The sequence below is a fragment of the Natrinema salifodinae genome (genome assembly GCF_900110455.1).
Classification (GTDB): Archaea; Halobacteriota; Halobacteria; order Halobacteriales; family Natrialbaceae; genus Natrinema; species Natrinema salifodinae.
Genome location: NZ_FOIS01000004.1, coordinates 143,373 through 169,690, shown reverse-complemented (window position 1 = coordinate 169,690; position 26,318 = coordinate 143,373). Strand labels below are relative to the sequence as shown.

Here is a 26,318-nt window from a genome sequence, read left to right as displayed (position 1 = left end):
CGCATCGCTACCCGACGGTGATCCGGTCGCTAGTACGCCGCGGGAGTAGATGAACCTATGCGCCCACATTTGACGGGCCTCGTGCATAGCTCGACGAACGGTCGAAAGAAGCGGAAAATACGTTCGATCGGTCGTCTCGTAGCGAGCCCGTTACGCGACCAGGCCGGCCAGCGTTGCCTCCAGCGCTCGCGCCGCCTCGCGGACGGCTTCGACCCGCACGTACTCCCGCGGCGCGTGCGCGACGGCGCCCTCGTCGTCGGCGAGCACGCCTGGCCCGAAGACGACCGTCGGCGCGTCGGCCGCGAAGTAGGAGGCCTCCGTCGCCGCGGTGAAGGGGCGGACGTCGCCGCCGGCCGCGTCCGCGAGGAGGTCGACGATCCGCGCGTCGGGATCGGTGTCCCAGGCCTCGAGGAACGGCGTCGGCCGGTCAGTAAAGCGGAATTCGAGGCCGACGTCCTCGGGGACGGCGGCTCGCAGGTGTGCGGTCAGCGCCTCGTGAAACTCGTCGGCGGTCTCCGGGGGGACGCTCCGGCGGTCGACCGTCAGCGCGCAGTCGGCGGGCACCTGGTTCGTGGCCTCGCCGCCCTCGACGACAGTAGGGGTGAGCGTCGCCGCCCCGAGTTGCGGGTGAGTCGGCGGCGCGTCGTCGCGCTCGTCGAACGTCCGGATCGCCGCGAGCGTCCCTTCGAGGGCGGCGACGGCGTCGGTTCCTGTCTCGGGCTCGGCGGCGTGGGCGTTCGCGCCGGAGAGATGGACCGTTCCCTGAAAGCGCCCCTTCGCGGCCGTGCAGACGTCGAGGTCGGTGGGTTCGCCGACGATCACCGCGTCCGCGTCTCGGGTGGGCGAGTCCTCGCCCGAGACCAGATCGTACGCGCCCGTCGAGAGCAGTTCCTCATCGGGGGTGATCGCGAGCGTGACTCGGCCGTTGGTCGGCTCGACCGCGAAGAAGGCTGCGAGCAACGCGGCGAGGGGCCCCTTCGCGTCGCAGGAGCCGCGACCGCGAATCACGTCGCCCCCGCCTCCGCCCCCGTCCCCGCCGGCTTCGGGACCGTCCGCGTCGCGCTCGAACGGTACGTGCGGCGAGACGGTGTCGATGTGGGTGTTCAGCACGACGTGCGTGTCGGCGTCGACCGGCCCGCGGGTCGCGAGCACGTTTCCGCCGGCGTCGACCCGGGGCGCGACGCCGCGGTCTTCGAGGGTCTCGCAGAGGATCTCCCGCATCGGGTCGACGTCCTCGTGGGAGGGCTGCCGGACGGCTTCCGCGAGGAAGTCGATGGGATCGAACGCGCTCACTGCTCGGCCGGCGACTCGACGGTCACTTCGCCGTCGAACTCGTGTTCGACGGGCCCGGCCAGCGTCGCGTTCCCGCGCTCGTTGAAGCTCACTCGCAGGTCGCCGCCTGGCGGCGAGACGGCGACGGGGTCGGCGTCGGTGCGGCCGAGTCGGCGCGCGACGACGGCGATCGCGACCGCGCCGGTGCCACAGGAGTCCGTTTCGCCCTCGACGCCGCGCTCGTAGGTCCGCTGGCGGAAGCCGCCGGAGCCGTCGGGGCTGGCGATCGTGACGTTCGTCCCCTTCGGGAATGCGTCACCGTAGCGGACGGGCGGGGCGATCGTCTCGAGATCGACGTCGTCGATCGCGTCGGACGAGGACCGACTGACTTCCGATTCGAAGAACTCGTCGGGAACGTCGTCGACGAACGCGACGGCGTGGGGGACGCCGGTGTTGACCATCGTCACGTCGAGGCCCTCGATCTCTTCCCCGAAGACCGGTTCGTCGGCCCGGACCGGGACCTCGGCGGGGTCGAACGTGGGCGTTCCCATTTCGATGATGATGTCGTCCGCGTCGGTCCGGTCGGCGCGCAGGGTGCCGGCCTGGGTATCGATCATCACGCTGTCGGCGCCGGTCCGCCGCATGGCCCACTCGGCGGCACAGCGCGCGCCGTTGCCGCACATCGGGGCCGTCGCGCCGTCGGGCTGGACCAGCGTCATGACGACGCGCGGCGGGCTGAACCGCTCTTCGAGGGCGAGATAGAGGATGCCGTCGGCACCGACGCCGTCGTCACGGTCGCACTCGCGTTCGGCGAGCGCGCCTCGGTCGGGGACGTATTCGTCCGCGTGGATAATTAGAAAGTCGTTGCCGGTGCCGTGGTACTTCTGGAATGGAACGCTCATCGTGCGATCAGTGGTGTGTGCACTCGCGGTCGCCGTCGGGGATGTCCGCGACCGGCGACCACGGGTCGTCGTGTCACTCTCCTCGGGGCGGTGTCGTCTTCAATCCGTCGCTCGCCGCCCGCTCCGGACGTATCACGTCTTCGACATCCTCCCGCTGTCGCGAGACCCAAACCGCGTTGCCGTCGACGACGACCGACGCGGGCCGGGGCCGGGAGTTGTACTGGTTCGCCATCTCGTAGCCGTAGGCGCCCGCGTTGCCGATCGCGAGGACGTCTCCCCGCTCGCTTTTCGGGAGTTCGCGGTCCGAACAGAAGACGTCGCCGCTCTCGCAGATGGGACCGGCGACGGTCTGCGGGAGCCGCTCTCGTTCGCTACCGTCGTCGCCGTTCGCGGCCGCCGCGTCGACGGTCACGTTCCGGATCGGGTGATACGCGTCGTACATCGCGGGCCGGAGCAGCGTCGTCATCCCCGCGTCGACGCCCACGACGGTCGTCTCGCGGGCTGCCTTGACGGTGTTGACCGCAGTCAGGAGCACGCCCGCGTCCGCCACGAAGTACCGGCCTGGTTCGATCGTCAGTCGCGCGTCCAGCTCGCCGAGCGCCTCGCGGGTCGCGTCGGCGACGCTCCCCAGCTCCAGCGGCTCCTCGTCTTCCCGGTAGGGCACGCCGAAGCCGCCGCCGACGTCGACGAACTCGAGGCCACTTCCGCCGAGTGCCTCGCTTACGTCTCGCGCCAGATCGCCCATCCGCGCGACGAACTCCCGGTGGGCGTCGAGCTGGTCGCTCGAGACCCCGGAGCCGACGTGGGCGTGGATCCCGACGACGTCGAAGCCGCGGTCGGCGGCGTTCGCGAGCACCTCGACCGCCCGCTCGGCCGGCACGCCGAACTTCGCGGCCGCACCCGTCCGCACCTTCTCGTGGTGGCCCGCGCCGATCCCCGGATTGACCCGGAGACAGAGCCGCCCGTTGTAGCCACGGTCGGCCAGGCGATCGATCGTGTCCTCGGAGCCGGCGGTGACCGTCAGGTCCGGATGATCCCGCCAGGCGTCGACGAGCCAGTCGAGGTCGCGGGCGGGCGGGTTGACCGCGGTGTAGTGGACCTCGTCGCCCGAGGCCCCGGCGTCGAGCGCCCGTTTCACTTCGCCGGCGGAGGCGCATTCGAGGCCGGCGCCTGCTTCGCGTAGCGTCGTAAGAACGTCACCCAGCGCGTTCGCTTTCACCGCATAGAGGATCTCCGCATCGGGAAAGGCGGCCTCGAGCCGTCGATAGTTCTGTCGGACGCGCTCGAGATCGAGGACGTACAGCGGCGAGCCGTACTCGCCGACGAGCGACTGGAGGTCGGCCGGATCCCAGTCCGCGAGCCGGCGAACGGCCGGCGACTCCGCGAGGTCAGTCATTGTCTCTCTAAAGCGACCGCGAGAATTCAAGCGTTTGGGTTCCGCCGCATTCCTGCCGTTCGATCCGCCGGTTCGTCCGCCGCCCGCCTCGCGGTCAGTCGCTCGGACGCCTCTCGAAGTAAATCGAGGTGACCGACGGCGAGGACGATCCCCGCGGATAGCGAAAATACGAACGCGAAAACCGAGCCGCTTACTCCCGTAGCGCGTCCTCGCGCTCGGTCGCCTCGAGGGTCTCCGTCTCGAGGTCGGTCGCGACGACGGCGGGCTTGTAGGCGCCGCCCTCGAAGAGGTCGTGGTCGCTGACCGAGGACTCGACGAAGCGGGTAAATGCGCGGCGGTTCGCTGGCAGTTCGCCGTACAGTACTTCTTCCTCGACGAGGTCGTAGACCGGAATTCGGGGCGTCAGGAGCGTGTTTTCGCCGACGACGCTGTTCTCGCCGACGACGAAGCCGCTGGTGACCCGACAGCCGGCGCCCAGCGAGACGTTGTCTTCGACGATGACCGGCGCGTTCTCGACGGGTTCGAGCACGCCGCCGATGAGGGTGTTCGCGCCGAGCTTGACGTTCTCGCCGATCTGGGCGCAGGAGCCGACCGTGTCACAGGAGTCGACGAGCGTGCCGTCGCCGACGTGAGCGCCGATGTTGACGAAGCTCGGGCTCATCATGATGCAGTCCGAGCCGAGGTAGGCCCCGCGGCGGATCGTCGTCCCGTCGGGCGTGTTCCGGGTTCCGCGGGCGCCGAGATCCTCGGTCTCGCGCAGCGGCAGCACGTCGTAGTGGTCGACGCCGCCGTAGTCGTACGCCTGGTTCTCCCGCAGGCCGAAGTTCAGCAGGATGCCCTGCTTGACCCACTCGTTGACCACCCACTCGTCGTTCCCGGACGACGTCCGGGAGCCAGCCGAGCTCTGCTCGGCGCTGCCGCGCTTCTCGGCGGCGCGGATCTCGCCGTCCTCGAGGGCCTCGAGGAAGGCTTCGAGGGTGGCGAACTCGTCTTCGCCCGCCGTCGCCGCGCTGACGTCACCGTTCTGCTTGCGCTCCCACAGCTCGCCGATTTCGCTCTCGAGTGCGCTCATTCGCTGATCACGTCCGCGAAGTCGTACCAACCCGCCTTTTGTCCAGCGATCCACGTCGCGGCGTCGACCGCGCCGGCGGCGAAGACGCCGCGGTCCTCCGCGCGGTGGGTGAGCCGGACCTCCTCGTGGTTGCCCGCGAGGACGATCTCGTGTTCACCCGTGATGTCGCCCGCGCGCAGCGCGTGGACGCCGATCTCACTTTCCTCGCGGGGGGCCTCGCCCTCGCGGCCGTGCGTGCGCTCGCCGAAGTCGCCGTTCGCTTCGATCTCCTCGAGCAGCCGGTTGGCGGTGCCGCTGGGGGCGTCGCGCTTGGCGTTGTGGTGGGTCTCGACCAGTTCGACGTCGTACCCCGGAAGATTCTGCACCGCCTCGCCGACGACGTTCACGAGCGCCTGGACGCCGCGGGCGAAGTTTGGCGCGTGGAGCACGGGAATCTCCTCGCTGGCGGCCTCGAGCGCCCCGCGCTGGTCGTCGTCAAATCCGGTCGTGCCGGTGACGAACGGAACGTCGGCGTCGGCGCAGGCTTCGACGTAGTCGACGGCGGACTCCGGCCCGGTGAAGTCGATCACCGCACTCGGTTCGCGGTCGACGACCAGCGCGTCGAACTCAGCTGCGGGCTCGATCTCGACGTCTGCGACGGTCTCGCCGTCCGGCTCGCGGTTGACCGCGAAAACGACCTCGCAGTCCGCCCGATCGGTCGCGGCGGCGAGCACTTCCCAGCCCATGCGGCCGGTCGCGCCGGTGACGCCCAGCCGGACCGTCATCGATCGCCCTCCGTCGCGTCGGCGACTTCCGTCCGCTCGCGCTCGAGGTCGTCGAGGACGGCCTCGAGGTCGTCGCGGTATTCCTCGGCGAGTCTGGTCAGCGGCGAGCGCAGCCTGGCGGGTCCGTAGCCGCGGATTGCCATCGCTTCCTTGACCGGGATCGGGTTGGTCTCGACGAACAGTTCGCGGAACAGCGGGCCGAGTTCGTGGTGGATCCCGCGGGCGCGCTCGTAGTCGCCGTCCAGCGCCGCGCCGACCATCGCGCAGGTCCGCTCGGGTTCGATGTTCGCCGCGACGCTGATCGTCCCGGAGCCGCCGACCGAGAGGATCGGCAGCGTGAGCGCATCGTCGCCCGAGAGGACCGCGAAGTCCTCGTCGGCCGTGCGCTCGACGATCTCGCCGATCTGGCCCAGATCGCCGCTGGCGGCCTTGAAGCCCGTGATGTTCTCGTGGCGCGCCAGTTCGGCGGCGGTGTCGGGCTCGATGTTCCGGCCCGTCCGCGAGGGGACGTTGTAGACGATCTGCGGGAGGTCAACGGCGTCGGCGATCGTCCGGTAGTGCTCGATCAGCCCCCGCTGTTCGGGCTTGTTGTAGTACGGCGAGATGAGCAACAGGCCGTCGGCGCCGGCGTCGGCGGCCCGCTCCGAGAGTTCGAGCGCCTCGCGGGTGTTGTTCGAGCCGGTGCCCGCGATGACGGGGACGTCGTCGACGGCCTCGATGACCGCCTCGACGACGCGGACGTGCTCGTCGTGGGTCAGCGTCGCCGATTCGCCGGTCGAGCCGACGGGGACGAGCCCGTCGACGCCCGCGGTCTCGAGCCGCTGGGCATCTCGCTGGAGTGTTTCGAAGTCGATCCGTTCGTCCTCGTCGAAGGGCGTACACATCGCCGGGAAGACGCCCGAAAGGTCGATGTCTGTCATGGTCGATTGGTGGGTTCTATGGGTCGTGTGTCAGGCTCCGATCGGTAGGGTGTGTCGGTTCCGATCGGCCGCAGGTGGTCGGTAATCGGTGACGGCCGTGCGCGGTCGAACCGTGCCCGGGACGGGGGTGCCACGCCCGCCGCGAGCACTCTCACGCACGTTTGCGTTTAGTAAAACGAGGGCAGACGCCGCTCGCGACGGAACCAGCGGTCGGACGAGCGACGCGACGCATGTCCGTGCAACGGTACCGAACCGACTTATCCGTTGTGTCTTCTATCGAACCGGTCGGCCAAGTTGTGCTAGTCGATCGCATGAAATTCCGCGAAATTTATCCCGGACGACGACTTACCGGTTACCATGACAGATTTCGGACTAAAAGTGCGGATGGCGATCGTCGGCTCGATCCTATTCGCCTTCTACATGTTCGTCGGCGCCTTCGGCCTGGCGATGTTCGGGACCGGCGCCTGGCCGCTGGTCCTGCTCGGGCTGATCGCGCTGCCGTTCATCCAGTACAAGATCGGCACCTGGTCCGCGACCAGGGGTGCGGAGGAGATGCCCGAGGAGGGCCAGTACCGGGACGTTCATCAGATGACCGAGTCGCTCTGCCGGGACATGGGCATCGACAAGCCCAAACTGATGGTCATGGACATGGGCGTGCCGAACGCCTTCGCGACCGGCCGGAAGGGCAACGGCATCGTCGTCGTCTCGACAGAGCTCATCCGGCTGCTTCAGCGGGACGAACTCGAGGGCGTCATCGCCCACGAGTTGGCCCACATCAAGAACCGCGACGTCGTCACGATGGTGCTGGGCCAGTCCATCGGGATGATGGTCGGCTGGGTCGCCTACATGATCTACATGATGGGCGACGACCGCAACATCGGCAGCATCTTCGTCGGCATGATGATCTCGAACATCGCCCAGATGCTCGTGATGGTCTTCGTGCTCGCCATCTCGCGGTACCGCGAGTACGTCGCCGACGACGATGCCCGCCAGTACATCGGCAGCGGCGACCCGCTCGCCCGCGCGCTGGAGAAGATTTCCCAGGGCGCTCAGGGCCGCGAATCGAAAGTCGACGACAGCGTCAGCGCGCTGTGTATCTTCAACGCCGACCGCTCCCTGCTTCAGAAGCTGTTCGCGACGCACCCGCCGACCGAAAAGCGGATTCAGAAGCTCCGGAGCTAAGCCGCGGGCTTCGATTGCAGACCGTTGACCGCTTCCGGAGACCGCTGGCCGCTCCCGGAGGCGCCGACCGGTCGACCGACGCGATTTTTTACGTTCGCCCGTGACGCTTCGAGACGTGACCGAAATTCATCCCGGCCAGCGCGTCGCCGTCCTCGTCGACGCCCAGAACCTCTATCACACCGCACAGAGCCTCCACAGCCGCAACATCGACTACTCCGCGCTGCTCGATAAGGCCGTCCAGGATCGCCAGCTTACCCGCGCGATCGCCTACGTCATTCGCGCGGACGCACCGGAAGAAGAGAGCTTCTTCGAGGCGTTGGTCGATATCGGCTTCGAGCCGAAGATCAAGGACATCAAGACCTTCTCCGACGGGACCAAGAAGGCCGACTGGGACGTCGGCATGAGCCTCGACGCGGTGACGCTCGCGAATCACGTCGACACGATCGTCCTCTGTACGGGCGACGGCGACTTTTCGCGGCTCTGCTCGCACCTGCGCCACGAGGGCGTCCGCGTCGAAGTGATGGCCTTCGAGTCCTCGACGGCCGAGGAACTCGTCGAAGAGGCCGACTCCTTCCTCGACCTCGGCGAGCGCCACGAGACGTTCCTGCTGTAAGACCGCGACGCCAGTAAGCATCAGTACTCGCGCAGCCGGGATCGACGACCGAAAACGGCGACGCAGGCGGACGACCGCGAGCCGACTCCACTCTTAGTTCGGGTTCTGGTTCTTCCAGAGTCCGAGCAACAGCGCGTATCCCGTCACGAGTAGCGTCGCCCCCGACAAGAGGTACGTAAACGGCCCCGAAACGATCGTGGCAGGCCCGGCCAGGGTCAAGGTACCGAGGACGAGCAGGCCAGCCCCGAGACCGATTTGCGTGACGTCCATACGGTGCCGATAGTATTGCACCGACTATTATAACAGTCTCTATCTCGTTGTGGTTATTACCGCGACGTATCGTCGTGGCCGCGTGATAGTCCGTACGGGCCGCGCGTTGTTCTCGCCGCCGACCGTCGGCGCCCGATGGCAGGTCGAAGGGCTTTCGACTCGGCGCGTCAAACCCCGACCGATGAGTGACCCGACTAACGGGAGCGCGGGCCTGCCGGAGCTCCGGACCATCGCGGACTACCAGTTCGGCGCGGGTGCTGGCGCGGCGCTGTTCCCGCCCGACGAATCGCTGACGATCAAACGGACCACCTCGGGCCGTCCCCAGCAGATCCTCGCCGAGCGGGGCCGGATCGTCTCCTTCGGGACCGACGGCCGCTTTACGCTCGGCCTCGAGGGCGGGCGTCGGCTCGACGCCGCGCTCGACCACCCCGCCTATCGCGTCGTCGTCGATGACGAAAGCGAACCGTTCGTCCGCGACGAGAAGAACGTCTTCGCGAAGTTTGTCCTCGAGGCCGGCGCGGAGATCCGGCCAGGCGACGAGGTCCTGATCGTCCACGAGCGCGGCGAGTTGCTCGCGGTCGGGACGGCCCAACTCGCCGCGGGCGCGATTGCGGACTTCGACACCGGAATGGCCGTGAACGTGCGGGAGGGTGCGCCCGCTGACGGCTGAGAACCGAACCCTGAACGCCGGCTACAACTACAACTGGCAGTCCCTGCCGATCGCCCGCTCGTATCGCGCTTTGATCGCCGCAAACAGGTCCTCGCCGACCGTCGTCCGAACGCGGGGTGCGGCCGTGGCGAAGAACTCATCGAGGTTCTCGTACTGCGTGAAGGCGTCGTTCGCGTCGGTCTCGTCGTACCGATCGCCGCGTTCGTACGCGAGCGCCTGAAGGCAGTTGTCGATCAGGTCCATGTCCTTGACGAACCGCGCGGTGGGCGTCTCGCGGGCTTCGTACTCCTCCCACAGCGCCAGATAGTCGCTGCGGTCGCCGTCGCGATCCGCAAACGGTTTCAGGAGGTCTGTAATTGCGCTTCGTTCCAACGCCTCCTTTTCCTCGCCGGAGACGCGCTGTTTTCCGTCTTCCGCCCGAGTCGCGATGTCCCCCGTGCGCGCCTCCGCGAGGTCGTGGACCAGCGCCATCGCCACCGCCCGGTCGCGATCGACGTCCTCGCCGGCCCGGTCGGCGTAGAACAGACACAGCGTCGCCACGCCCCAGGTGTGGGCCGCGACCGACTCCGGCTCCTCAATCCCGCGGAGGTCCCACCCCGTCCGCCGCTCGTCTTTCAGTGCGAGCAGTTCCACCAGGCGTTCGAGTTCGAGTCCGAGTTCGGATTCGGATTCGGATTCGGGTTCGGGTTCGGATTCGCGGTCGTCGGCCATCACGTCGCACGTGGCGGCGAATGCGATTGAAAACGTCGGTCGGAGCGCGGGCGCTCGACCCGCCTGGGCCGAACGACAAAGTAAAAGGGCGCCCGAGGCGACGTGGCGAGTATGTTCGGAGGAGGCGGTGGACTCAATCCGCGCAAGATGGAACAGATGATGAAGCAGATGGGCATCGACGTCGAGGACGTCGACGCCGAGGAGGTCATCATTCGGACCGACGAGTACGACCTCGTGTTCGACGACGCCGAGGTCACCAAGATGGACGCTCGCGGCCAGGAGACCTACCAGATCATCGGCTCGCCGGAACAGGTCGAGTCCGGTGCGGCCGGCGGCGACGCCGGTACCGATGCCGATGCCGGCGCCGAGGCCGAACCCGAGATCCCCGACGGGGACGTCGAACTCGTCGCCACGCGGGCTGGCGTCAGCGAAGACGAGGCCCGCGCGGCCCTCGAGGAGAACGACGGCGACCTCGCCGCCGCGGTCGAAACCCTCGAGTGACGCCGTGAGCGGAGCCGACAACGCTGACGACGAATCCGGGGCCGAGAGCGACGGTAACGGCGACGACCGCGTCCCCGTCCTGCTCGTCCGCGGCGACCGCGAGTACCTGGTCGAACCGGGCGAGGAGATGGGCACCGACCTCGGCGTACTCGACGTTCCCGAAGACGTCCAGCCAGGCGACACCCTCGAGACGCATCTGGGCGACGAATTCCACGTCCGCCGACTGCGCGGCCCGGACCTCTTCCATCACTTCGAGCGCACCGGTGCGCCGATGGTCCCCCGCGACATCGGTCTGGTGATCGGCGAGACGGGAATCGCGCGGGGCGACCGCGTGCTCGACGCCGGCACCGGGACGGGCGTGCTCGCGGCCTCGATGGCGCGGGCCGGCGCCTCGGTCGTGACCTACGAGCGCGACGCGGAATTCGCAGACGTTGCCCGCGAGAACATGGCCTTAGGCGGTGTCGGCGACGCGGTCGACGTCCGGACCGGCGACGTTCTCGAGGAACTCGATGGCCTCGAACCCTCGTCGTTCGACGTGCTCACCCTCGATACTGGCGACGCGCCCGACGTCGTCGAGCACGCGCCCGAACTGCTCGTCGACGGCGGCTTCGTCGCCGTCTACAGCCCGTTCGTCGAGTCGACCCGCGAGGTCGCGGAGACCGCTCGCGAGGTCGGCCTGGCGAACGTCCGCACCCGCGAGACGATCCAACGCGAGATGCAGTTCGACGACCGCGGTTCGCGGCCGTCGACCGCGCCCGTGGGTCACACGGGGTATCTGACGATCGCGCGCAACGAGTAACGAGACGCGTTTTACTGTTCACTCATCGGTCGAGAGCGGGCTCCGAGCACCGCGAGGTGTCCGTGACCCGGGGAAGGGCAGGCCGTCACGTCACATCGTCATCGACCGCGAGCAGCCAGTGGCTGCGAGCGGGCCGACGACCGACGTGGAGAGCGCACTGTGCTCGGAACGGAGGGAGGAGCGCTTTTCAGCAACGCTTTGCCGAGGGTGCGCCTTCGGCGCACCCGCAGCGCAAAAGTTTGTTAGTTGTCGTCCTCGCGCCACTTGTGCTCGCACTCGGTACAGATGAAAAAGCGGGTCTCGGACTCGTCGGCCGCGCGGATCTGTTGCATGTACCAGTGGGCGCGGTCGTTGCCACACTCGGGGCAGCGAGCGTCGGTCTCGGGCAGCGAGGTCTCGCCGGAGGACTCGATGATCTCGCCGGCTTCCTGATCGTCGGTGACGATGTACTGGTCGGCGTCGCCTTTCGGCTTCGTAAAGCCGCAACTGCCGCACTCCCAGAGCCCGTCGTCGGCCTTCATCATCGAACCGCATTCGTCGCAGAATTCCATCGTTGTCCGGGCTACGGGGGTCGAGCGACTTAAGGGACCCGTTTACCGCCGTCCCCGAATCCGGCAGATGGAAGGATGCGGACCGAGCCTCGGTCGCCAGGCGGCGATGCTCGTCCCTATCCCTCGCCTTCCGACTGGTATGGCTCGCCGACGGCCTCCCGCGGGAGGACGTTGTGCAACGCCGACTTGAGGTCGTCGACCGACTCGAAGCGATCGCTGTCGATCCGCTCGACGAGGTCGCCCAGGTTTCGTTCGCCGTCGGCGAGCAGGAGCGTGACGTCCTCGAATTCGGCGGCCGCCTGATCGTTCGAGGCGGGATAGTCGAGGTCGTCGAGGACGGTTTCGACGCGGCTGAGTTTGACGTCGGTCATGAGTGAACGGACGCTAGCGGGTGGCTTGTAGCTCTCCCCGGGTCGGACGGACTGTCCCGTCGATTGATACCGGTCAACGTTTCGGTTCGAAACTATAATCGGGCACGCTACCGCACGTAGAGTCGATGCGACGACTCGCGGAGCGGCTGATCGCGCCGTTCGCCGTCGACCGGCGGGTGCTCGCCCTGGCCGGCGCCCGGATGGCCGACGGAATCGGCAACTCGTTTCTGATCATCGTCATCCCGCTGTACGTGACCAGCGACGTCGTCGGCGGGACGGCGTTCGGCCTCGGAGAGTCGATGATCATCGGCGTCATCCTCTCGCTGTTCGGCTTTCTCAACAGCAGCGTCCAACCGTTCACGGGTCGGTTCTCGGACCGACTCGGCCGCCGGAAGCCGTTTATCCTGATCGGGCTCGCCGGCCTGGCGATGACGAACCTGGCCTACGTCTTCGCGGAGACGTACCTCTCGCTGCTGGCCATCCGCGGGCTGCAGGGCGTCAGCGTCGCCTTCATCGTCCCGTCGTCGGTCGCGCTCGTGAACGAACTCGCGACCCGCGGGGACCGCGGCGGGAACATGGGCGTCTACAACACCTTTCGCCTGGTCGGCTTCGGAGCCGGACCCGCCGTGGCCGGCGCCGTCGTGAGCCGCGGCCCCTACGCGCTCCCCGGCGGGGTGACGGTCGGCGGATTCGAGGCCGCCTTCTACATCGCGACGATCGCAGCGACGACGAGCTACCTGCTGGTGACGGTCCTCGTCTCCGATCCGGAGTCGACGGCGGCCAACGCCGGCGCGGACCTCTCGATCCCGATCCGCGACCGCTCGGGACCGAACCTGCTCGATCCGATCTTCACCCTCGGCGTCGCGTCGCTGTTCATGGCGACCGCGATCGCGCTGTTCGCGACCATCCAGCCGCAGGTGAACGCGCGCTTAGAGCAGGGCGCGACCTGGTTCGGCCTCCAGTTCGCGGCGTTTATCATCTCGCAGGTCGCCCTCCAGACCCCGATCGGACGGGCTTGCGACCGCTACGGCCGGCGGCCGTTCATCGTCGCCGGCATGGTGTTGCTGATCCCGACGACGCTCGCGCAGGGCTATCTCCTCTCCTCCGCGCTGATGTTCGTCGCCAGGCTGTTCCAGGGCGTCGCCGCCGCGATGGTGTTCGCGCCGTCGCTGGCCCTGGCGGGCGACCTGGCCGGCGAGGGCGAGTCGGGGTCGAAGCTTTCGATCCTCACGATGGCGTTCGGCTACGGGATCGCGCTCGGTCCGCTGTCGTCGGGCGCGCTCGTCGGGTACGGCTTCGAAGTGCCGTTCGTCTTCGGCACCGGCCTGGCCGTCCTCGGGGCGATCCTCGTCTACACGCAGGTCGAAGAGACCCTCGAGACGACGGCGTCGGTGCCGGTCGTCGGAGACGATTGACCGGGCCGGAACGAACCGGTATCGCGCGAAAGAGCGCCGACGGAGACCGATCGCCGATCGACTCGTCCCCGTCCGACCGTTTTTGCCGAGCGAGACTGAACGCGGTGTTCGGGGCTTTCAACGCCGTCGTACGACCGAGTCAAGTGACTGCCGCGCTGAATCGGGCGTGACGCAACGCAAAAGTAGCGGATCCGCATACGATGCCACGATGACCCTCTCGGAGGAGGCCAAAGAACGGTTGGCGGACGTGGTGGAGCTACAGCCGACGAAGAATTCCGAGCTCCAGGAGCGGTGGGAGTTAGACAGCGGCAGCGAGGTCCACCAGTACTTGGAGAACGAACTCGGCGACTACTACTTCCGGGACGACAACAGCCTGATCCGGGCGACCGCCGAGGCGGCCGACCTGGTCGACGTCGAGCCCGGGATTGAGAGCGATCCGGAGGACGAGGGGGTCCCCTCCCGGATCCGCGTGCCCGAACTCCAGGCGCAGATCGTCGCGGTGTTGGCCGGACCCGAGGCGGAGTCCGAGAGCGTCGTCTCGGTGTTGCACGCGCTCCGGGACGAGTACGACGTCGACCCCGAGGCCGAGGACGTCCGCTCGGGCCTCCAGAGCCTGCGCCGCAAGGGCGTCGTCGAAGTCGAGTACCGCACCGTTCCTACGTTCCGCCTGGCCGTCGAGCGCGAGGACCTCGAGGTCGACGTGTCGGACTGAAGCAGTTGGGATCTTGGGGTCGCGACGGTCGGGTCTGGCAGCTGCTACAGCCCGGACCGCCGTCGCCGCCGGCGTCGGTCGAGAATCTCTTTGTATCGGGTTCCCGGTCCGCCCTCGATCGGCCAGCCGCGGGTTCGCCAGGCCGGCGGCTCCGGCTCGAAGTCGGGACAGGTGCCGGCGCACTCGGCGGCCGTCTGGGCACACCCCTTGGCGGCGCAGTAGGGCAGCGCCTGGCCGGCCGTCCCCGAGCCGGCCGCCTCGGCGTCTCCGACTCCGTCGGCCCGTAACTGAAAGTGCCGGCAGTCGGGACGCATCGTATCGACAAACGATCGCCAGCCGCGCTCGTAGGCCCGCTCGGCGATTGCGAGCCGCTTTTCGGCCTTCGCCTCGGGCTCGACGTACTCGAACCGGGCCGCCGAGTCGTCCCGAGCGCCGCCGTCGGGCCGCTCGAGGATCCGGGTCCCCGGCTCGTCGACCGCGAGCGAGCGCGGGTACCAGGCCACCTCGGCGGTCGGGGCCGCGGGATCGAACGCCAGGATCCCCGCCTCGACCGGCAGATCCTCGAAGAGGACGGGTTCGACGCGCTCGCCCGTCGGCCGGGTCGCGACCCAGACCTCGTCGGCCAGGCCGACGGCGACGTCGTACTCGAGTTGCGAGCCGAGCGCGCGGGCGGCGCTGGCGTCCAAGTCGGGTTTGTTCTCGATGGCGACGATCCGATCGACCCAATCGGGATAGGGCCACTTCCGGCGGATCTCGATCCGGTTCCCCGACTTGCGGGTCTCGAGAATGCCGCGGTCGTCGGCGCGGTGGATCGCCTCGCGGACGTACCGCCAGGGGTAGCCGGGATGTGGAAGGGCGTCGCGGTAGTAGGTCCACTCCGCGGGCGCGTTCCGGACGACGTGGCGAAGGTCGCCGTCCAGCCGATCGGGGCCGAAGTTCGCTCGCCGGCGAAGCCCCTCGGGATCGCACTCGAGGACGATCGTGTCCCAGCGGCGCCCCTTCGTTCCGAGCTGGCGGGCGACGATGATTTCGCTGTCGTCGCCGGCCGGTTCGCCGGGCGGCCAGGCCATCTCGGCCCACCGGCAGACGCGTAGTTCGAACCCGAACTCGGCAGTGTGTGGGTCCACGGTGGCCCTTAGAAACGCGAGCGCAAAAGCGCTGTTCGATCGGTCGACGAGCGAGAACGAGGGCGGGCCAACGGCGGGTGACGCCGGCGGAGTTGGTGGCGGTGAGAAAACCGCAGCACCGTCGCTGACCGGTTTATCTCCACTCAGAACGGGCCGACGAATCGTCGCAGATCGGGAATCGACGGGCGGCGTGTCACGGGAGTGATGACGGTGCCGGTGCCGTGATCCGTGAGACGGCCGGAGGGCCGTCCGGATGCGACTACTCTTCGTCCTCGTGTTCGTCGAGGAACTCGTGGGCCTGTTCGAGGATCTCGCGGGGGCCGTCCTGCGTGACGGTGTTTACCGCCTGTTCGTAATCGCGCCACTGCAGGTCACGGTGTTCGTTCGAGAGTTCCGCGCTTGCCTCGAACGACTTCGCAATGAAGAGGTGAACGGTCTTGTGGATGGTCTTGCCGTTCGCCTCGAAGACGTAATCGTAGTCCTTGCGAAAGCCGTCGAGTAGCCGGAACTGTTCGATACCTGCCTCTTCCTTTACTTCGCGGATAGCCGTCTGTTGTAGTTCTTCATCTCCTTCGACACCGCCCTTCGGGAACTCCCAGTCCCCTGGGCGGCTCTTGAGTAGAAGATACTCGCGCCGGCCCCGCGTATCGCGGAAGAGGATCGCGCCTGCGCTCGTAGCTTCGACTGCCATTAACTGGGCTAACAGGTGCGACGTTAAGAGAATATCGGACTGTTCGTCCAGCGTACACTGATTGCGGGAGTCGATTCGCAGGCGATCGGCCGCCGATCGTCCGCAGTCGTTCAGCCGCTCGGCCGCGTAGTGACGGCAACGGCGGCCGGACCCGGGACTTGAGATCGGGCTCAGGACCAGGGCCGGAACCACCGCGTCTCAGCAAGTTTTTACGCGCCCACCGTGGACGTATTCGACAGCACCAGCCATGACCTTCGTCACCCGTCTCACCCTCCAGAGCGGCGATCGAGCCGCACTCGATGGTATCGTCGAGGACATCAAAGCCACCGCAGAGCGAAAGGGAGCGGCGCTGAAAGGCCCGCACTCCCATCCGCCGGAGAAGCTCTCGGTCCCCCAGCACTGCCGACTCCACGCCGACGACGATCGGCAGTTCTCCTCGTGGGACTACACGGTTTTCACCCGCGAACTCGAGATTCACGGCCACGACAACCTCGCGCGAAACATCGCCTCGCAGGACTTCCCGGACTCGGTCCACATCGAGGCCGAGGTCGAGCAGATCCACGGCGCGGGTCGCGGAAACTGACCTCTCACTAGTATTTTTCACCGTTCCCGTCGAGGTCGAGGTATGACCGCGGACGATCTCGTCTCGCTGCGCCGCGACCTGCACCGCACTCCCGAACCCGCCTGGCGCGAGTTCTACACCACCGCCCGGATCGTCGACGAACTCGAGTCGCGACTCGGCGACGAACTCGCCGAACTGCACGTCGGACCGGACGCCCTCGCGGGCGAGCACCGGATGGCCCTGCCCGGTGACGCGGAACTCACCCACTGGTACGAGCAGGCCCGTACCGCGGGCGTCGACGACGACCTCCTCGAGCGACTCGAGGGCGGCTACACGGGTGCGGTCGCCGTCCTCGAGCGCGGCGAGGGACCGACCGTCGGCCTGCGCGTCGACATCGACGCTCTCCCCCGAACGGAGTCCGACGACCCGGACCACCGGCCCGCCGCGGCGGGGTTTCGCTCCGAACGCGAGGGCGCGATGCACGCCTGCGGCCACGACGCCCACGCTACCATCGGCGTCAGCGTGCTCGAGCGGATCGCCGAGAGCGACTTCTCGGGCACGTTGAAGGTGTTCTTCCAGCCCGCCGAGGAGGTCGTCGGCGGCGCCAAGTCGATGGCCGAGAGCGAGCACATTCGGGACGTCGACTCCCTGCTTGCGGTCCACATCGGCCTCGACCACCCGACCGGCGAGATCGTCGCCGGCATCGACGGCTTCCTCGCGGTCTCGCACCTCGAAGCCGAGTTCGCGGGCGAGTCCGCCCACGCGGGCGGCCACCCCGAACAGGGTCGCAACGCCGTCCAGGCGATGGCGACGGCCGTCCAGAACCTCTACGGCATCCCCCGGCACAACGACGGCGCGACCCGGGTCAACGCGGGCGTCGTGGAAGGCGGCAGCGCCGCCAACGTCATTCCGGACGAGGCCAGGCTCGTCGCCGAAGTCCGCGGCAAAACGACCGACCTCATGGAGTATATGAAACGCCGGACCCGGCGGGTCCTCCGGAGCGCCGCCGAGATGCACGACTGCGAGGTCGACGTCGAGCCCGGCGCCGAAGCGCCGAGCGCGACGAGCGACGAAGCACTCGTCTCGATCGTCGCCGACGTCGCGGGCGAGACGCCTGGCGTCGAGCGTGTCCTCGAACGGGACGAACTCGGCGGCAGCGAGGACGCGACCTTCCTGATGCGAGCGGTTCAGGAAAACGGCGGGAACGCCTGCTACGTCGGCGTCGGCACCGACCACCCCGGCGGCCACCACACGGCGACCTTCGACATCGACGAGGCGAGCATCGGCCACGGGATCGACGTGCTGGCGGGTGCGATCGAGCGGATCGGTCGCGAGCGCCCCTGAGTCGGATGCCTCGTCTCCAGTGTCCGACCGATCCGAACGTCTCGATCGATTATCGGCCGGAAGCGGGCACCGAGCGCTCTGAGGAGTCCGCGACCCACCGGAAGAGCAAGCTCTTCCGTGCATCGCGGACGCAAGCGTCCGCTCAGCGGGGGAGGGCAGGCCGTCACCGGTACTGACCGCGAGCGAACGTAGTGAGCGAGCGGGCCGACGATTGACCTGAAGACGTCGCTTCGCGACGCCGAACGGGAAGGAGGAGGCTTTTGATCGAAACTTCACCGAAGGATAGTTCGCTCGTGACGGCATTCCCGTCGCGAGCGAACCGGACCGCAGCGTGAAATTCCGCTGTTAGTACTTGGGGTCGGCCCCGGTCGTCTCGTAGACCGCGTCCATCAGCTCGTCGCGCCGATCCTGCCAGCCCGAGAGTCCCTCGGGGCTCGTCGGATACTTCTCGTAGTGGGCGAGCAGCTCGTCTGCCCGGCGCTTGGTCTTGTAGAGGTTCCAGATCGTGCCCCAGTGGCCGCGGCTCTTGAGCAGCGCCTCGAGTTTGAGCTTGAGCCCGATATCCGTGCTGCCCGAGTAGAGGGCCTCGGCGAGTTTCTCGCCAGGCATCGCCGCGAGCAGTCCCATCAGGTCGTCGACGTCGACGGCCGTCGAGAGGATGTTGTAGACGTCTAAGGCGGCGTAGCGCGCGCCGAAGTGGTCCATTACGCGCTCGTTGTACTTCCAGAGCATGTCCTCGCCGTAGTCGTCGGTCTCGAGCGCCTCGATGGCCTGGTCGGCGGCGTACTTACCGGCGTAGGCAGCGCCGGCGATGCCCCCGCCCGTCGTGGGGTTGACGTGACCGGCGGCGTCGCCGACGGCCATGTAGCCGGGGTGGACGGCGGAGTCGTAGGGCCGTCGCGTCGGGAGGGCGGCGCCGAGCTTGTCCTCGACCTCCGCGTTCCGGAATTCGGTGCGGTTCTCGAGGTCGCGCTTGAGGTCGTCGACGAGCTTCATCGGCTCCTCGGTCATCTGGAAGCCCAGCCCGGCGTTGATCTCCGTTTCCGTGCGCGGGAAGTACCAGAGGTAGCCCGCGGCCCGCTCGGTCGGCTTGAAGACCAGCGCGTCGTCCCACTCGACGGGCTCTTCGACGTGGACGATCTCGCGGTAGGCCGAACAAAAGTGGCTGTAGTTGACGTTCGTGTCGAAGGTCGACTCCGAGAAGTCGACGTTGTCCTGCAACACGGACAGCGAGCCCGCGGCGTCGATGACGATGTCGGCTTCGTACTCGAGGGATTCGCCCTCGCGAATCGCTTCGACCCCCGTGACGCGGCCGTCGTCGGCCTGGACGACGTTCTGGACGACGGTATTGTAGTGGAGGTCAACCCCCGCTTCGTCGGCCCCTTCGATGATCCGGCGGCCGTACTCCCAGCGGTCGATGACGGCCAGTTCGCCGGGGACGGGGATCTCGAGGACGGTGTCCTCCTGGGGGATCTCGAAGCGCCCGTGGTCGACGGCCGTGTTCGTGAAGGCGGGCTCGATCTGCGATTTGGGAATCGATTCGGGGAACGCGCTCGCGCCCTTCAGTGCGTCGCCGCAGGCGATGTGGCCCGCTTCCTCCTCGGACTTGCGTTCGAGGATGACGACGTCGTACCCCTCCCGCGCGATGGTCGCTGCGGCGTAGCACCCTGCAGTTCCGGCGCCGACGACGACGGCGTCCGGCGACTGGGTCCGTGTCGTCGTGGCGGCGGCCGACTGCTCCTGCGTACTCATACCCAAGTTGTGGACACCGCGGTAAGAAAACGTTTTATGGTCGCTGTGTCGGACTATCGGGAACAGAATCAGCTCTCGGTCCCATCCGACGCGTCGGGACTCGAGTCCCGACGCCGGCCCCGAAAACCGCGCGCTTGGGTTTCCGCGTTGAGATAAAGAGTTTTAGTGAGGTCTTTCGTACCGGGCCGTATGACTGAGTACACTATCGAGTTCGTCGGAACGGGTGAGACGATCACCTGCACCGACAAGGAGACGATCCTCAGCCGATGTCTCGAGGAGGGGATCGCTCAGGAGTACTCCTGCCGAGTCGGGATGTGCCTGGCCTGCTCCGCCGAGATCGTCGAGGGCGAGGTTACCCAACCCGCCGCGCGGGGACTCACCGAGGAAGAGGCCGAGAACTACGCGCTGACCTGTATGGCGCGTCCGCAGTCCGACCTCACGCTCGACCGCGGGAAGTACCCGCCAAGCATCGAGGGCGACCTCGAACGCGCCAGCGACGGCGGGTCGGGCGCGGCGACCGCCGACGACTGATCGACGTCGATCGCGACCGCTCGATCACCGCGAGCGAACCGGATCGGTTTCTGCAGTGGCGCGCGGCCTACGCGTCACACGGGACGCGATACGCGACCCGCGAGAGCGACGTCGCAACGAGACGAGCGGTGGCTGCGCCTGGTTCGGAGTGGCTCCAGTTACGATTCTAACTCCGATTCCGGTCGGCCACAAGAGTGAACTGCGCCGATCGATGGAAAATGGACTCCTGAGGCTTGAAGTCGGTATCGACGAGTAACGCGTCGATCGCCGTCGCGGCGTTCGATCGCGGCAATCAGTCGACGAAGTCGATGTCGTCGCCCCCCGCCTGGCCGGGCATCTCCGGCTGGACGGTCTCCTCGTCGGGGCGGCCGTAGATCTGCGGCGATTCGACGCCGGTGACGACGATCATCGTCCGCATGCTGCCCTCGAGGCTCTCGTCGATCGAGGTCCCCCAGATGATGCGGGCGTCGGGGTCGATTCGGTCGTAGATCTCCTCGACGACGCCCTCGGCCTCCTCGATGGCCATGTCGTTGCCGCCGGTGACGTTGACGAGCGCGGAGCTCGCGCCCGAAATGTCGACGTCCAGTAGCGGCGACCGCAGCGCGGTCTTGACCGAGTCTTCGGCCTTGGCCTCGGAGTCGGCTTCGCCGAGGCCGATCATGGCGACGCCGCCCCGTTCCATGACGGTGCGGACGTCGGCGAAGTCCAGGTTGACGAGGCCCGGCTTCGTGATGAGTTCCGTGATACCCTTGACCGAGCGCATCAGCACCTCGTCGGAGACCTTGAACGCCTGGCGGACGGGCAGTTTGCCGACGGAGTCGAGCAGGCGGTCGTTGGGAACGACGATGACGGTGTCGGAAACGTCGCGCAGGCGCTCGAGGCCGGCCTCGGCGTTGGTCCGGCGGACCTCGCCCTCGGCGGTGAACGGCGTCGTGACGATCGAAATCGTCAGCGCGCCGGCCTCGCGAGCGGCCTTGGCGACGACCGGTGCGGAGCCGGTGCCGGTGCCGCCGCCGAGTCCGGCCGTGACGAAGACCATGTCGGAGCCGTCGATGGCGTCGTAGATATCCTGCTGGCTCTCGAGGGCGGCCTCCTCGCCGACCTGCGGCAGGGAGCCGGCGCCGCGGCCGCCGGTCTTCTCTTCGCCCATCAGGATCTTGGTGTCGGCCTCGATCTCCACGAGGTGTTGCACGTCGGTGTTGGCGGCAACCAGTTTCGCGCCGTGGATTCCCTCCTCGTGCATTCGGTTGATGGTGTTGCCGCCGGCACCGCCGCAGCCGACGACCGTGATGTCGGTCTGGAGGTCCTGGAGAACGTCTTCGAGTTCCTCGTCGGTCATCGTACCCGTCTGTCGGCCGCTCGACCCGTCGCCGGCGGACTGTCCGTCCTGAGGCGCGGCGTCGGCGGGGGCCTCCGCGGGCTCCCCGTCTTCGGCCTCGTCGATTGCATCGTCGATGATGGAGTCCATTCTTGGCCCTGTCTAAAAGATGGAGCATAATTACCTTTCCCCTACACGTCAGCCACCTGTCTGACACGTTAATAAATTCTTACGTGTCGGTCGGCCGTAGGGACGAATTCGCCTGAAAGGACCGAGTATAAGGTTATTACTGTCGGTTAGCGGTCCGATCGGAACGGAAATCGGCGCGTTCGTTCGGACCGAACTCTCTCGGGACTGACCGTTTCCCCGTCGACGGTGACGGGCTCGCCGTCGGCGAGCGCGCCGAACTTCGGCCCTTCCGGGACGCCGGCCTCGCGAGCCAGGCTCGGATCGAAGGCCGTCTCCTCGGCGACGACCGCGTCGTCTTCGACCCGAACCGCGTCGAACTTCTCCGCGAGAACGTCGGCCAGGCGCTCGATAATCTCCCGACGGGGACGGGGAGCCGTCGAGTCGTCCGCGGGAGCGTCGACGTCGGCATCGGAGTCGGTGTCAGTACCGGCATCGGGGACCGCCAGGCGCGCGCCGACGCGGCTCCCGCCGTTTTCGGTCTCGAAGGCGACGGCGTGGGCCTCGACGATCGCCCGAACGCGGTCGGGATCGATCCCCTCCGCGGTGTCGACGAGGTCCGCCGGCAGGTCGACGACGGTAAACGAGTCCGGGTCCGCGACTCGGTCGCCGAAGCGGATCCCGTCCGCGACGGCCCCGAGGTCGGCCTCGACCGCGTCGACTAGATCGAGCGGGCGGTCGTCGACCTCGCGCAGCCAGGTCTCGCCCACGATCCGGCAGTCGACGTCGAGGTCGTCGAGCGTCTCCTCGAGCACCGGCCACTCGCCGTCGAGCAGCGCGATCTCGGCGTCGCTGGCCTCGAAGGCCCGTTCGAGGACCTCGCGGTGGGCCGTCGGATGGTCCATGGCTTCGAGCGCCCAGTCGGCCGCCATGTGGCCGACCGCCCACTCGGTCTCGCGGACGACCCGCTCGAACCGCGGGGCGTAGTGGTTGCCGCCGAAGCCGACGAGCTGTCGCTCGCGGTGGGGGTCGACATCCCGCAGGTCCAGAATCGCGCGGGCGACTGCCCCGGCCCCGGCGGGGTCGTCCCACTGCTCGTCGTCGCTGCCGAGTTCGGCGAACAGCGACGGACAGCCCACGTCGGTCGGGCCGTGGTGGGTACACTCCATCCCGACGTCGTATTTCTCGGGTGCGTACTCCTCGAAGGCCGCGAACAGCCGAACCAGGGCGTTCGGCGCGGCCTCGGCCAGCGCGTCGGGCTCGCCGCCGAACTCGGCGGGCCCGAAGTTCCCCGTGAAGTGGCCCGTCAGCAGCGGGCCGGTGTCGCCCGAGTGCCGCGAGGCGAAGACGAGCAGGTCGGGGTCGCAGTCGAAGGCCGCGGCCGGCCGCTCGAGGTCGATGTGGAGGTCGTCGAACGAGCGGAGTTCGGCGTCCTCGATTCGGTAGTAGGTGCCGCCGCCCTCGGCCGCCGGCCTGGTGTCGTCGGTCCGTTCGTCCCAGTCGGCGCGCTCGCGGAGGCGGTCGCAGACGTGCTCAGAGGCGCGGTCGGCCCGGCTCTCGACGATGGCGATCACGGGCGAGCGTCGGTGCCGGGGAGACGAATAGTCTGCGCTTTCGGCTTGATCCGGACGTAAGTCGGTCTCTTGACTCGCAGTTCTCGTACTAAGTAGTTGTATGAGCGGGCTACCGTCCAGACATTCTACCCCTATATTCAAATATAGTATATAGTTACACAGTAATGGCAGAAAAACTCTTTATCTTGGCAACCCCACGGACATAGCTGTTTTAATTAGTGTTGATATCGTACAAATCAGCATTCATAGAGTTCCTATACTCACGCCGATACTATGGAAGACCAAATCATATTGGAGAGAAAATATAGAGAATAGTATCATAGATATCCCATACAACAGTATGTTATCAATCGCTTCCATCTGGAGTTATTTTTACTTGTTGCACTAAAATATTGTCGAATAGGTAGAATATTTCAACCACCTCATATTTCTGAGACTGGGGGTGCCTATTTCGGTGTAGTTTCGCTCGTCGTAGTCGAACAGGTCACTCGAACCCAATCAAGAGAGGGCCGTCAGATACCGTAGCCATTACGCAACACCAATCGCTGTTGACTTCGATAACAGTATCGTGTACGGCAACTCGGCGACGGTGTAGCCATCACAGGTCGAAACGTTATCTGCCGGCCGATGAACTCCGTGCCAGATCGAAAGTACTCGCTGCCGATCAAGTGACGAATCACTCGCGTCTCTCAAGGCGAATGATCGGTCGTGCAACGCGGACGGCAGATGCCCTGACGGTGACCACTGTCCGCCCCCTCCTCACCGTATCAAATTTCGCCACGTAGCACTTGCCGTCTGCGAGTAGTCTGGGTACTCGGTCTCCGACCTGGTCACTTCTCCAGTCATCCTCTCGACCGGTCCTTTGTCAACTATTTACCAGACTTTGCTATTTATACCAATATCGTTCCCTATTCACAGATATTGGATTACAACCTTTGATATTTGGACACTATTGTTGATTTCGGCCTTCGGTCAAAAACCCGTGGCGAGAGCCACCAGTGGTTTTTCTGATGTTGCGTGCTAACATTCCATCAACCTTACTGGCTGATCAATGAACGATCATCCGTCGAACTGTACGAACGGCTCGGACGAAACGGGTCGCGCGACTGATACAGGGGATCAGTCGGTCGACTTCAACCTCGGAGTCCGCGATCTGAGCGACCTCGTCAGCGACCACGCCGTCGCCCTGTTCGACGACGAGGGCCGCGTTGCCATCTGGAACGAGGGGGCTCGACACCTCACGGGCTACGACACGGACGAGATCGTCGGAACGCACTACCGGACACTCTTCCCGGCGGACGATCGCGACGCCGATCGTCCGGAACGCATCCTCGAGCGAGCGCGATCCGTCGGGAAGGCGGAGACCGAGGGGTGGCGCCTCCAGAGCGACGGCGAGCGGTTCTGGGCCCGCGAAGTCCTCGCCCCGATCCACGAAGACGACGAAGTAGTCGGGTACGCCTGGTTCGTCAACGATCGCACCGAGGCCTACGAGCGCGAACGGGAGTTGCGGACGGAGAAGGCGCTCACCGAGAGCATCCTCGCGGCGCAACCGGACATCCTCTACGCGTACGACGCCGAGGGAAATCTGATCGAGTGGAACGCCCAGTTCCAGCAGGTGACCGGCTACGACCCGGACGAACTCGCCGGCATGCACCCGCTCACGTTCATCGCGCCGGAGGACCGGGACCACATCCGCGACGCGATCGAGCGGATCCTCGAGGAAGGCGAGCGTGTGACGGCTGAGGGACGCATTCTCACCAACGACGGGGCCCGAATCCCCTACGAGTTCAACAGCGCCAGGATCACCGACGGCGACGGCGAGGTGTTGGGGTTTACCGGCGTCGGCCGCAACATCACCGACCGCAAAGCCCGCGAGCGGGAACTCGAGCGCCTCGAGCGCCTCAACGCGATCGTCCGGACGATCGACGAGACGATGGTCGCGGCCGAAACCAGAGACGAGATCGAGACGGCGGTCGTCGAGGAGTTCGCGGCCGCCGACGCGTACCGATTCGCGGCCATCGGGCGAGCCGATGCCCCCGCGACGAGTCCCGGCTACTCGTGGGAGCCGGAGACGTGGGCGGGAATCGACGCGGCGGACGAGCACACCGAAGAACTCCTCTCGACGTTCATCGATCCGCCCCCAGTCGCGGATGGTGCCTCGCCGTTCGACACGCGGGCCGTCCAGCGATACCGCCACCTCGACGAGCAGTCGGTCGAAGCGTGGCGGACCCACGCCCGCGAGCACGACTACGGCGCGGTCGCCGTCGTGCCAATCGTCGCGAGCGACCGCCCCCTCGGCGCGCTCGTCATCGCCGCCGACGAGCCATCGGCCTTCGCCGATCGGGAGCGGGAGGTGTTACGGGAGTTCGGCGGCACGATCGGGCACGCGATCAACGCGATGACGGTCCGGCGGCTCCTCTACAGGGATACCGCCGTCGAACTCGAGTTCGAGTCGAGCGACCGGGGCGACGCCTGTATCCGGCTCTCGGACGACCTCTCGTGTGAGCTGTCGATCGACCACGTGCTGCCGCTGACCGACCGGGCGTTCGTCTACTACCTCACGACGGCGAACGCCGACACCGAACGCGTCCGCGAGATCGCACGCGACGACGACGCGATCACGGACCTACGGTGTATCGACGCCGGCGACGACGAGTGTTACTGGGAGCTCGTCGTCCGCGGCTCGACGATCCCCGACCTGCTCGCGGAGTACGGCGCACGGCTCCAGTCGAAAACCGTTCGCGACGGCGTCGCAGACCTGACGGTGCAGGTGAGCCCCGACGCGAACCTCCGGGAACTCGTCGACGTGATCACGTCGGCCTATCCCGATACCAGGCTCGTCTCGAAACAGACCGTCGAGCGACCGGTCGAGACCCGCGGGGACTTCCGGCGGACGGTCGAGTCGATGCTGACCGAGAAACAGCGCCTGGCGCTGGAGGCGGCCTATCACGGCGGCTACTTCGAGTGGCCGACTCGGAACAGCGACGCCGCCGAGATCGCCGAACGGCTCGGAATCGCCCGCCAGACGTTCCACCAGCACCTTCGGGTCGCGCAGGCGAAACTGCTCTCGGCGTACTTCGGGTCGGCCGACTGACCGTACCACCAAGCGATACCGCACAGCGATACCAGAGCATGCTGGTACACTTCTTTCCCCCGCAGGCTGTCTCTATCG

General features: G+C 66.9%; 26 protein-coding genes. 11 read left to right on the top strand and 15 right to left on the bottom strand.

Translation table 11 applies throughout. The features are described 5' to 3' along the window. Window positions 1-150: 150 nt before the first annotated feature. The 6 genes from BMY29_RS15200 to dapA all read right to left on the bottom strand — a co-directional run bounded on the left by BMY29_RS15200 (window position 151) and on the right by dapA (window position 6,326). Window positions 151-1,293: a M20 family metallopeptidase gene (locus tag BMY29_RS15200; protein WP_049989748.1), complete on the bottom strand. Its 1,143-nt coding sequence runs from the start codon at window positions 1,291-1,293 to the stop codon at window positions 151-153. Further along, entirely contained in the window at window positions 1,290-2,174 is an 885-nt protein-coding gene (gene dapF / locus BMY29_RS15195; protein ID WP_049989747.1) for a diaminopimelate epimerase, read from the bottom strand. Before dapF ends, BMY29_RS15200 begins: the two co-directional genes overlap by 4 nt. A 73-nt stretch (window positions 2,175-2,247) precedes the next feature. Beyond that, window positions 2,248-3,570: a diaminopimelate decarboxylase gene (gene lysA / locus BMY29_RS15190; RefSeq protein WP_049989746.1), complete on the bottom strand. Its 1,323-nt coding sequence runs from the start codon at window positions 3,568-3,570 to the stop codon at window positions 2,248-2,250. A gap of 190 nt (window positions 3,571-3,760) precedes the next feature. Continuing rightward, window positions 3,761-4,642 (bottom strand): 2,3,4,5-tetrahydropyridine-2,6-dicarboxylate N-succinyltransferase, encoded by an 882-nt coding sequence (locus BMY29_RS15185; RefSeq protein ID WP_049989745.1) that lies wholly within the window; start codon window positions 4,640-4,642, stop codon window positions 3,761-3,763. Then, on the bottom strand, window positions 4,639-5,406 hold the full coding sequence (gene dapB, locus BMY29_RS15180; RefSeq protein ID WP_049989744.1) for a 4-hydroxy-tetrahydrodipicolinate reductase: 768 nt from the start codon (window positions 5,404-5,406) through the stop codon (window positions 4,639-4,641). The genes BMY29_RS15185 and dapB overlap by 4 nt, the downstream gene beginning before the upstream one ends. Next, window positions 5,403-6,326, bottom strand: a complete 924-nt coding sequence (dapA, locus tag BMY29_RS15175; protein WP_049989743.1) for a 4-hydroxy-tetrahydrodipicolinate synthase — start codon at window positions 6,324-6,326, stop codon at window positions 5,403-5,405. The genes dapB and dapA overlap by 4 nt, the downstream gene beginning before the upstream one ends. A gap of 357 nt (window positions 6,327-6,683) precedes the next feature. On the opposite strand from dapA, the gene BMY29_RS15170 reads away from it, so the two are divergent. Together BMY29_RS15170 and BMY29_RS15165 are read left to right on the top strand one after the other, a co-directional pair. Continuing rightward, complete coding sequence (locus BMY29_RS15170) at window positions 6,684-7,508, top strand: M48 family metallopeptidase (RefSeq protein ID WP_049989742.1); 825 nt, start codon at window positions 6,684-6,686, stop codon at window positions 7,506-7,508. 115 nt (window positions 7,509-7,623) lie between these two features. Beyond that, window positions 7,624-8,121: a LabA-like NYN domain-containing protein gene (locus BMY29_RS15165; protein WP_049989773.1), complete on the top strand. Its 498-nt coding sequence runs from the start codon at window positions 7,624-7,626 to the stop codon at window positions 8,119-8,121. A 93-nt stretch (window positions 8,122-8,214) separates the two neighbouring features. Here BMY29_RS15165 and BMY29_RS21190 read toward each other — a convergent pair whose 3' ends face one another. Next, window positions 8,215-8,391, bottom strand: a complete 177-nt coding sequence (locus tag BMY29_RS21190; protein WP_173424892.1) for a hypothetical protein — start codon at window positions 8,389-8,391, stop codon at window positions 8,215-8,217. 181 nt (window positions 8,392-8,572) lie between these two features. Between BMY29_RS21190 and BMY29_RS15160 the strand changes: the two genes are divergently transcribed. Beyond that, window positions 8,573-9,061 carry a PUA domain-containing protein gene (locus BMY29_RS15160; protein ID WP_049989741.1) on the top strand — a complete coding sequence of 163 codons (489 nt, stop codon included), beginning with the start codon at window positions 8,573-8,575 and terminating at the stop codon, window positions 9,059-9,061. A gap of 27 nt (window positions 9,062-9,088) precedes the next feature. On the opposite strand, the gene BMY29_RS15155 is transcribed toward BMY29_RS15160, so the two are convergent. Further along, on the bottom strand, window positions 9,089-9,772 hold the full coding sequence (locus BMY29_RS15155; protein ID WP_081985442.1) for an HD domain-containing protein: 684 nt from the start codon (window positions 9,770-9,772) through the stop codon (window positions 9,089-9,091). Window positions 9,773-9,883: 111 nt separating this feature from the next. Between BMY29_RS15155 and BMY29_RS21470 the strand changes: the two genes are divergently transcribed. Together BMY29_RS21470 and BMY29_RS15145 are read left to right on the top strand one after the other, a co-directional pair. After that, the gene (locus BMY29_RS21470) at window positions 9,884-10,273 is read left to right on the top strand and encodes a nascent polypeptide-associated complex protein (RefSeq protein ID WP_049989740.1); all 390 of its coding nucleotides are present in this window, start codon (window positions 9,884-9,886) and stop codon (window positions 10,271-10,273) included. A gap of 4 nt (window positions 10,274-10,277) precedes the next feature. Further along, window positions 10,278-11,072: a tRNA (adenine-N1)-methyltransferase gene (locus tag BMY29_RS15145; RefSeq protein ID WP_049989739.1), complete on the top strand. Its 795-nt coding sequence runs from the start codon at window positions 10,278-10,280 to the stop codon at window positions 11,070-11,072. Between the two features lie 242 nt (window positions 11,073-11,314). Here BMY29_RS15145 and BMY29_RS15140 read toward each other — a convergent pair whose 3' ends face one another. Both BMY29_RS15140 and BMY29_RS15135 read right to left on the bottom strand, forming a co-directional pair. Then, complete coding sequence (locus BMY29_RS15140) at window positions 11,315-11,623, bottom strand: transcription factor S (RefSeq protein WP_049989738.1); 309 nt, start codon at window positions 11,621-11,623, stop codon at window positions 11,315-11,317. 116 nt (window positions 11,624-11,739) lie between these two features. Then, the gene (locus tag BMY29_RS15135; RefSeq protein WP_049989737.1) at window positions 11,740-11,994 is read right to left on the bottom strand and encodes a DUF5789 family protein; all 255 of its coding nucleotides are present in this window, start codon (window positions 11,992-11,994) and stop codon (window positions 11,740-11,742) included. Window positions 11,995-12,119: 125 nt separating this feature from the next. Between BMY29_RS15135 and BMY29_RS15130 the strand changes: the two genes are divergently transcribed. Continuing rightward, window positions 12,120-13,409, top strand: a complete 1,290-nt coding sequence (locus BMY29_RS15130) for an MFS transporter (RefSeq protein ID WP_049989736.1) — start codon at window positions 12,120-12,122, stop codon at window positions 13,407-13,409. A 208-nt stretch (window positions 13,410-13,617) separates the two neighbouring features. After that, window positions 13,618-14,121, top strand: coding sequence for a DUF5797 family protein (locus BMY29_RS15125; RefSeq protein ID WP_049989735.1), 504 nt, complete (start codon window positions 13,618-13,620; stop codon window positions 14,119-14,121). Window positions 14,122-14,165: 44 nt separating this feature from the next. Here the strand turns inward: BMY29_RS15125 and BMY29_RS15120 are convergent, their stop codons facing one another. Beyond that, complete coding sequence (locus tag BMY29_RS15120) at window positions 14,166-15,248, bottom strand: DUF5787 family protein (protein ID WP_049989734.1); 1,083 nt, start codon at window positions 15,246-15,248, stop codon at window positions 14,166-14,168. 259 nt (window positions 15,249-15,507) lie between these two features. Next, entirely contained in the window at window positions 15,508-15,939 is a 432-nt protein-coding gene (locus BMY29_RS15115; protein WP_049989771.1) for a bis(5'-nucleosyl)-tetraphosphatase, read from the bottom strand. A 247-nt stretch (window positions 15,940-16,186) separates the two neighbouring features. Between BMY29_RS15115 and BMY29_RS15110 the strand changes: the two genes are divergently transcribed. Together BMY29_RS15110 and BMY29_RS15105 are read left to right on the top strand one after the other, a co-directional pair. Further along, window positions 16,187-16,522, top strand: coding sequence for an uS10/mL48 family ribosomal protein (locus tag BMY29_RS15110; RefSeq protein ID WP_049989733.1), 336 nt, complete (start codon window positions 16,187-16,189; stop codon window positions 16,520-16,522). Window positions 16,523-16,564: 42 nt separating this feature from the next. Beyond that, on the top strand, window positions 16,565-17,845 hold the full coding sequence (locus tag BMY29_RS15105) for an amidohydrolase (RefSeq protein WP_049989732.1): 1,281 nt from the start codon (window positions 16,565-16,567) through the stop codon (window positions 17,843-17,845). A gap of 345 nt (window positions 17,846-18,190) precedes the next feature. Here BMY29_RS15105 and BMY29_RS15100 read toward each other — a convergent pair whose 3' ends face one another. Continuing rightward, a complete protein-coding gene (locus tag BMY29_RS15100; protein WP_049989731.1) occupies window positions 18,191-19,597 on the bottom strand; it encodes a geranylgeranyl reductase family protein in 1,407 nt (468 codons plus the stop codon). Window positions 19,598-19,786: 189 nt separating this feature from the next. On the opposite strand from BMY29_RS15100, the gene BMY29_RS15095 reads away from it, so the two are divergent. Further along, window positions 19,787-20,128, top strand: a complete 342-nt coding sequence (locus tag BMY29_RS15095) for a 2Fe-2S iron-sulfur cluster-binding protein (RefSeq protein ID WP_049989730.1) — start codon at window positions 19,787-19,789, stop codon at window positions 20,126-20,128. Window positions 20,129-20,420: 292 nt separating this feature from the next. Here the strand turns inward: BMY29_RS15095 and ftsZ are convergent, their stop codons facing one another. Both ftsZ and BMY29_RS15085 read right to left on the bottom strand, forming a co-directional pair. After that, a complete protein-coding gene (ftsZ, locus tag BMY29_RS15090) occupies window positions 20,421-21,596 on the bottom strand; it encodes a cell division protein FtsZ (protein WP_049989729.1) in 1,176 nt (391 codons plus the stop codon). A 146-nt stretch (window positions 21,597-21,742) separates the two neighbouring features. Then, the gene (locus BMY29_RS15085; RefSeq protein WP_049989728.1) at window positions 21,743-23,146 is read right to left on the bottom strand and encodes a D-aminoacyl-tRNA deacylase; all 1,404 of its coding nucleotides are present in this window, start codon (window positions 23,144-23,146) and stop codon (window positions 21,743-21,745) included. Between the two features lie 1,051 nt (window positions 23,147-24,197). Between BMY29_RS15085 and BMY29_RS15080 the strand changes: the two genes are divergently transcribed. Then, a complete protein-coding gene (locus BMY29_RS15080; RefSeq protein ID WP_049989727.1) occupies window positions 24,198-26,240 on the top strand; it encodes a bacterio-opsin activator domain-containing protein in 2,043 nt (680 codons plus the stop codon). The last annotated feature ends 78 nt before the right edge of the window (window positions 26,241-26,318 follow it).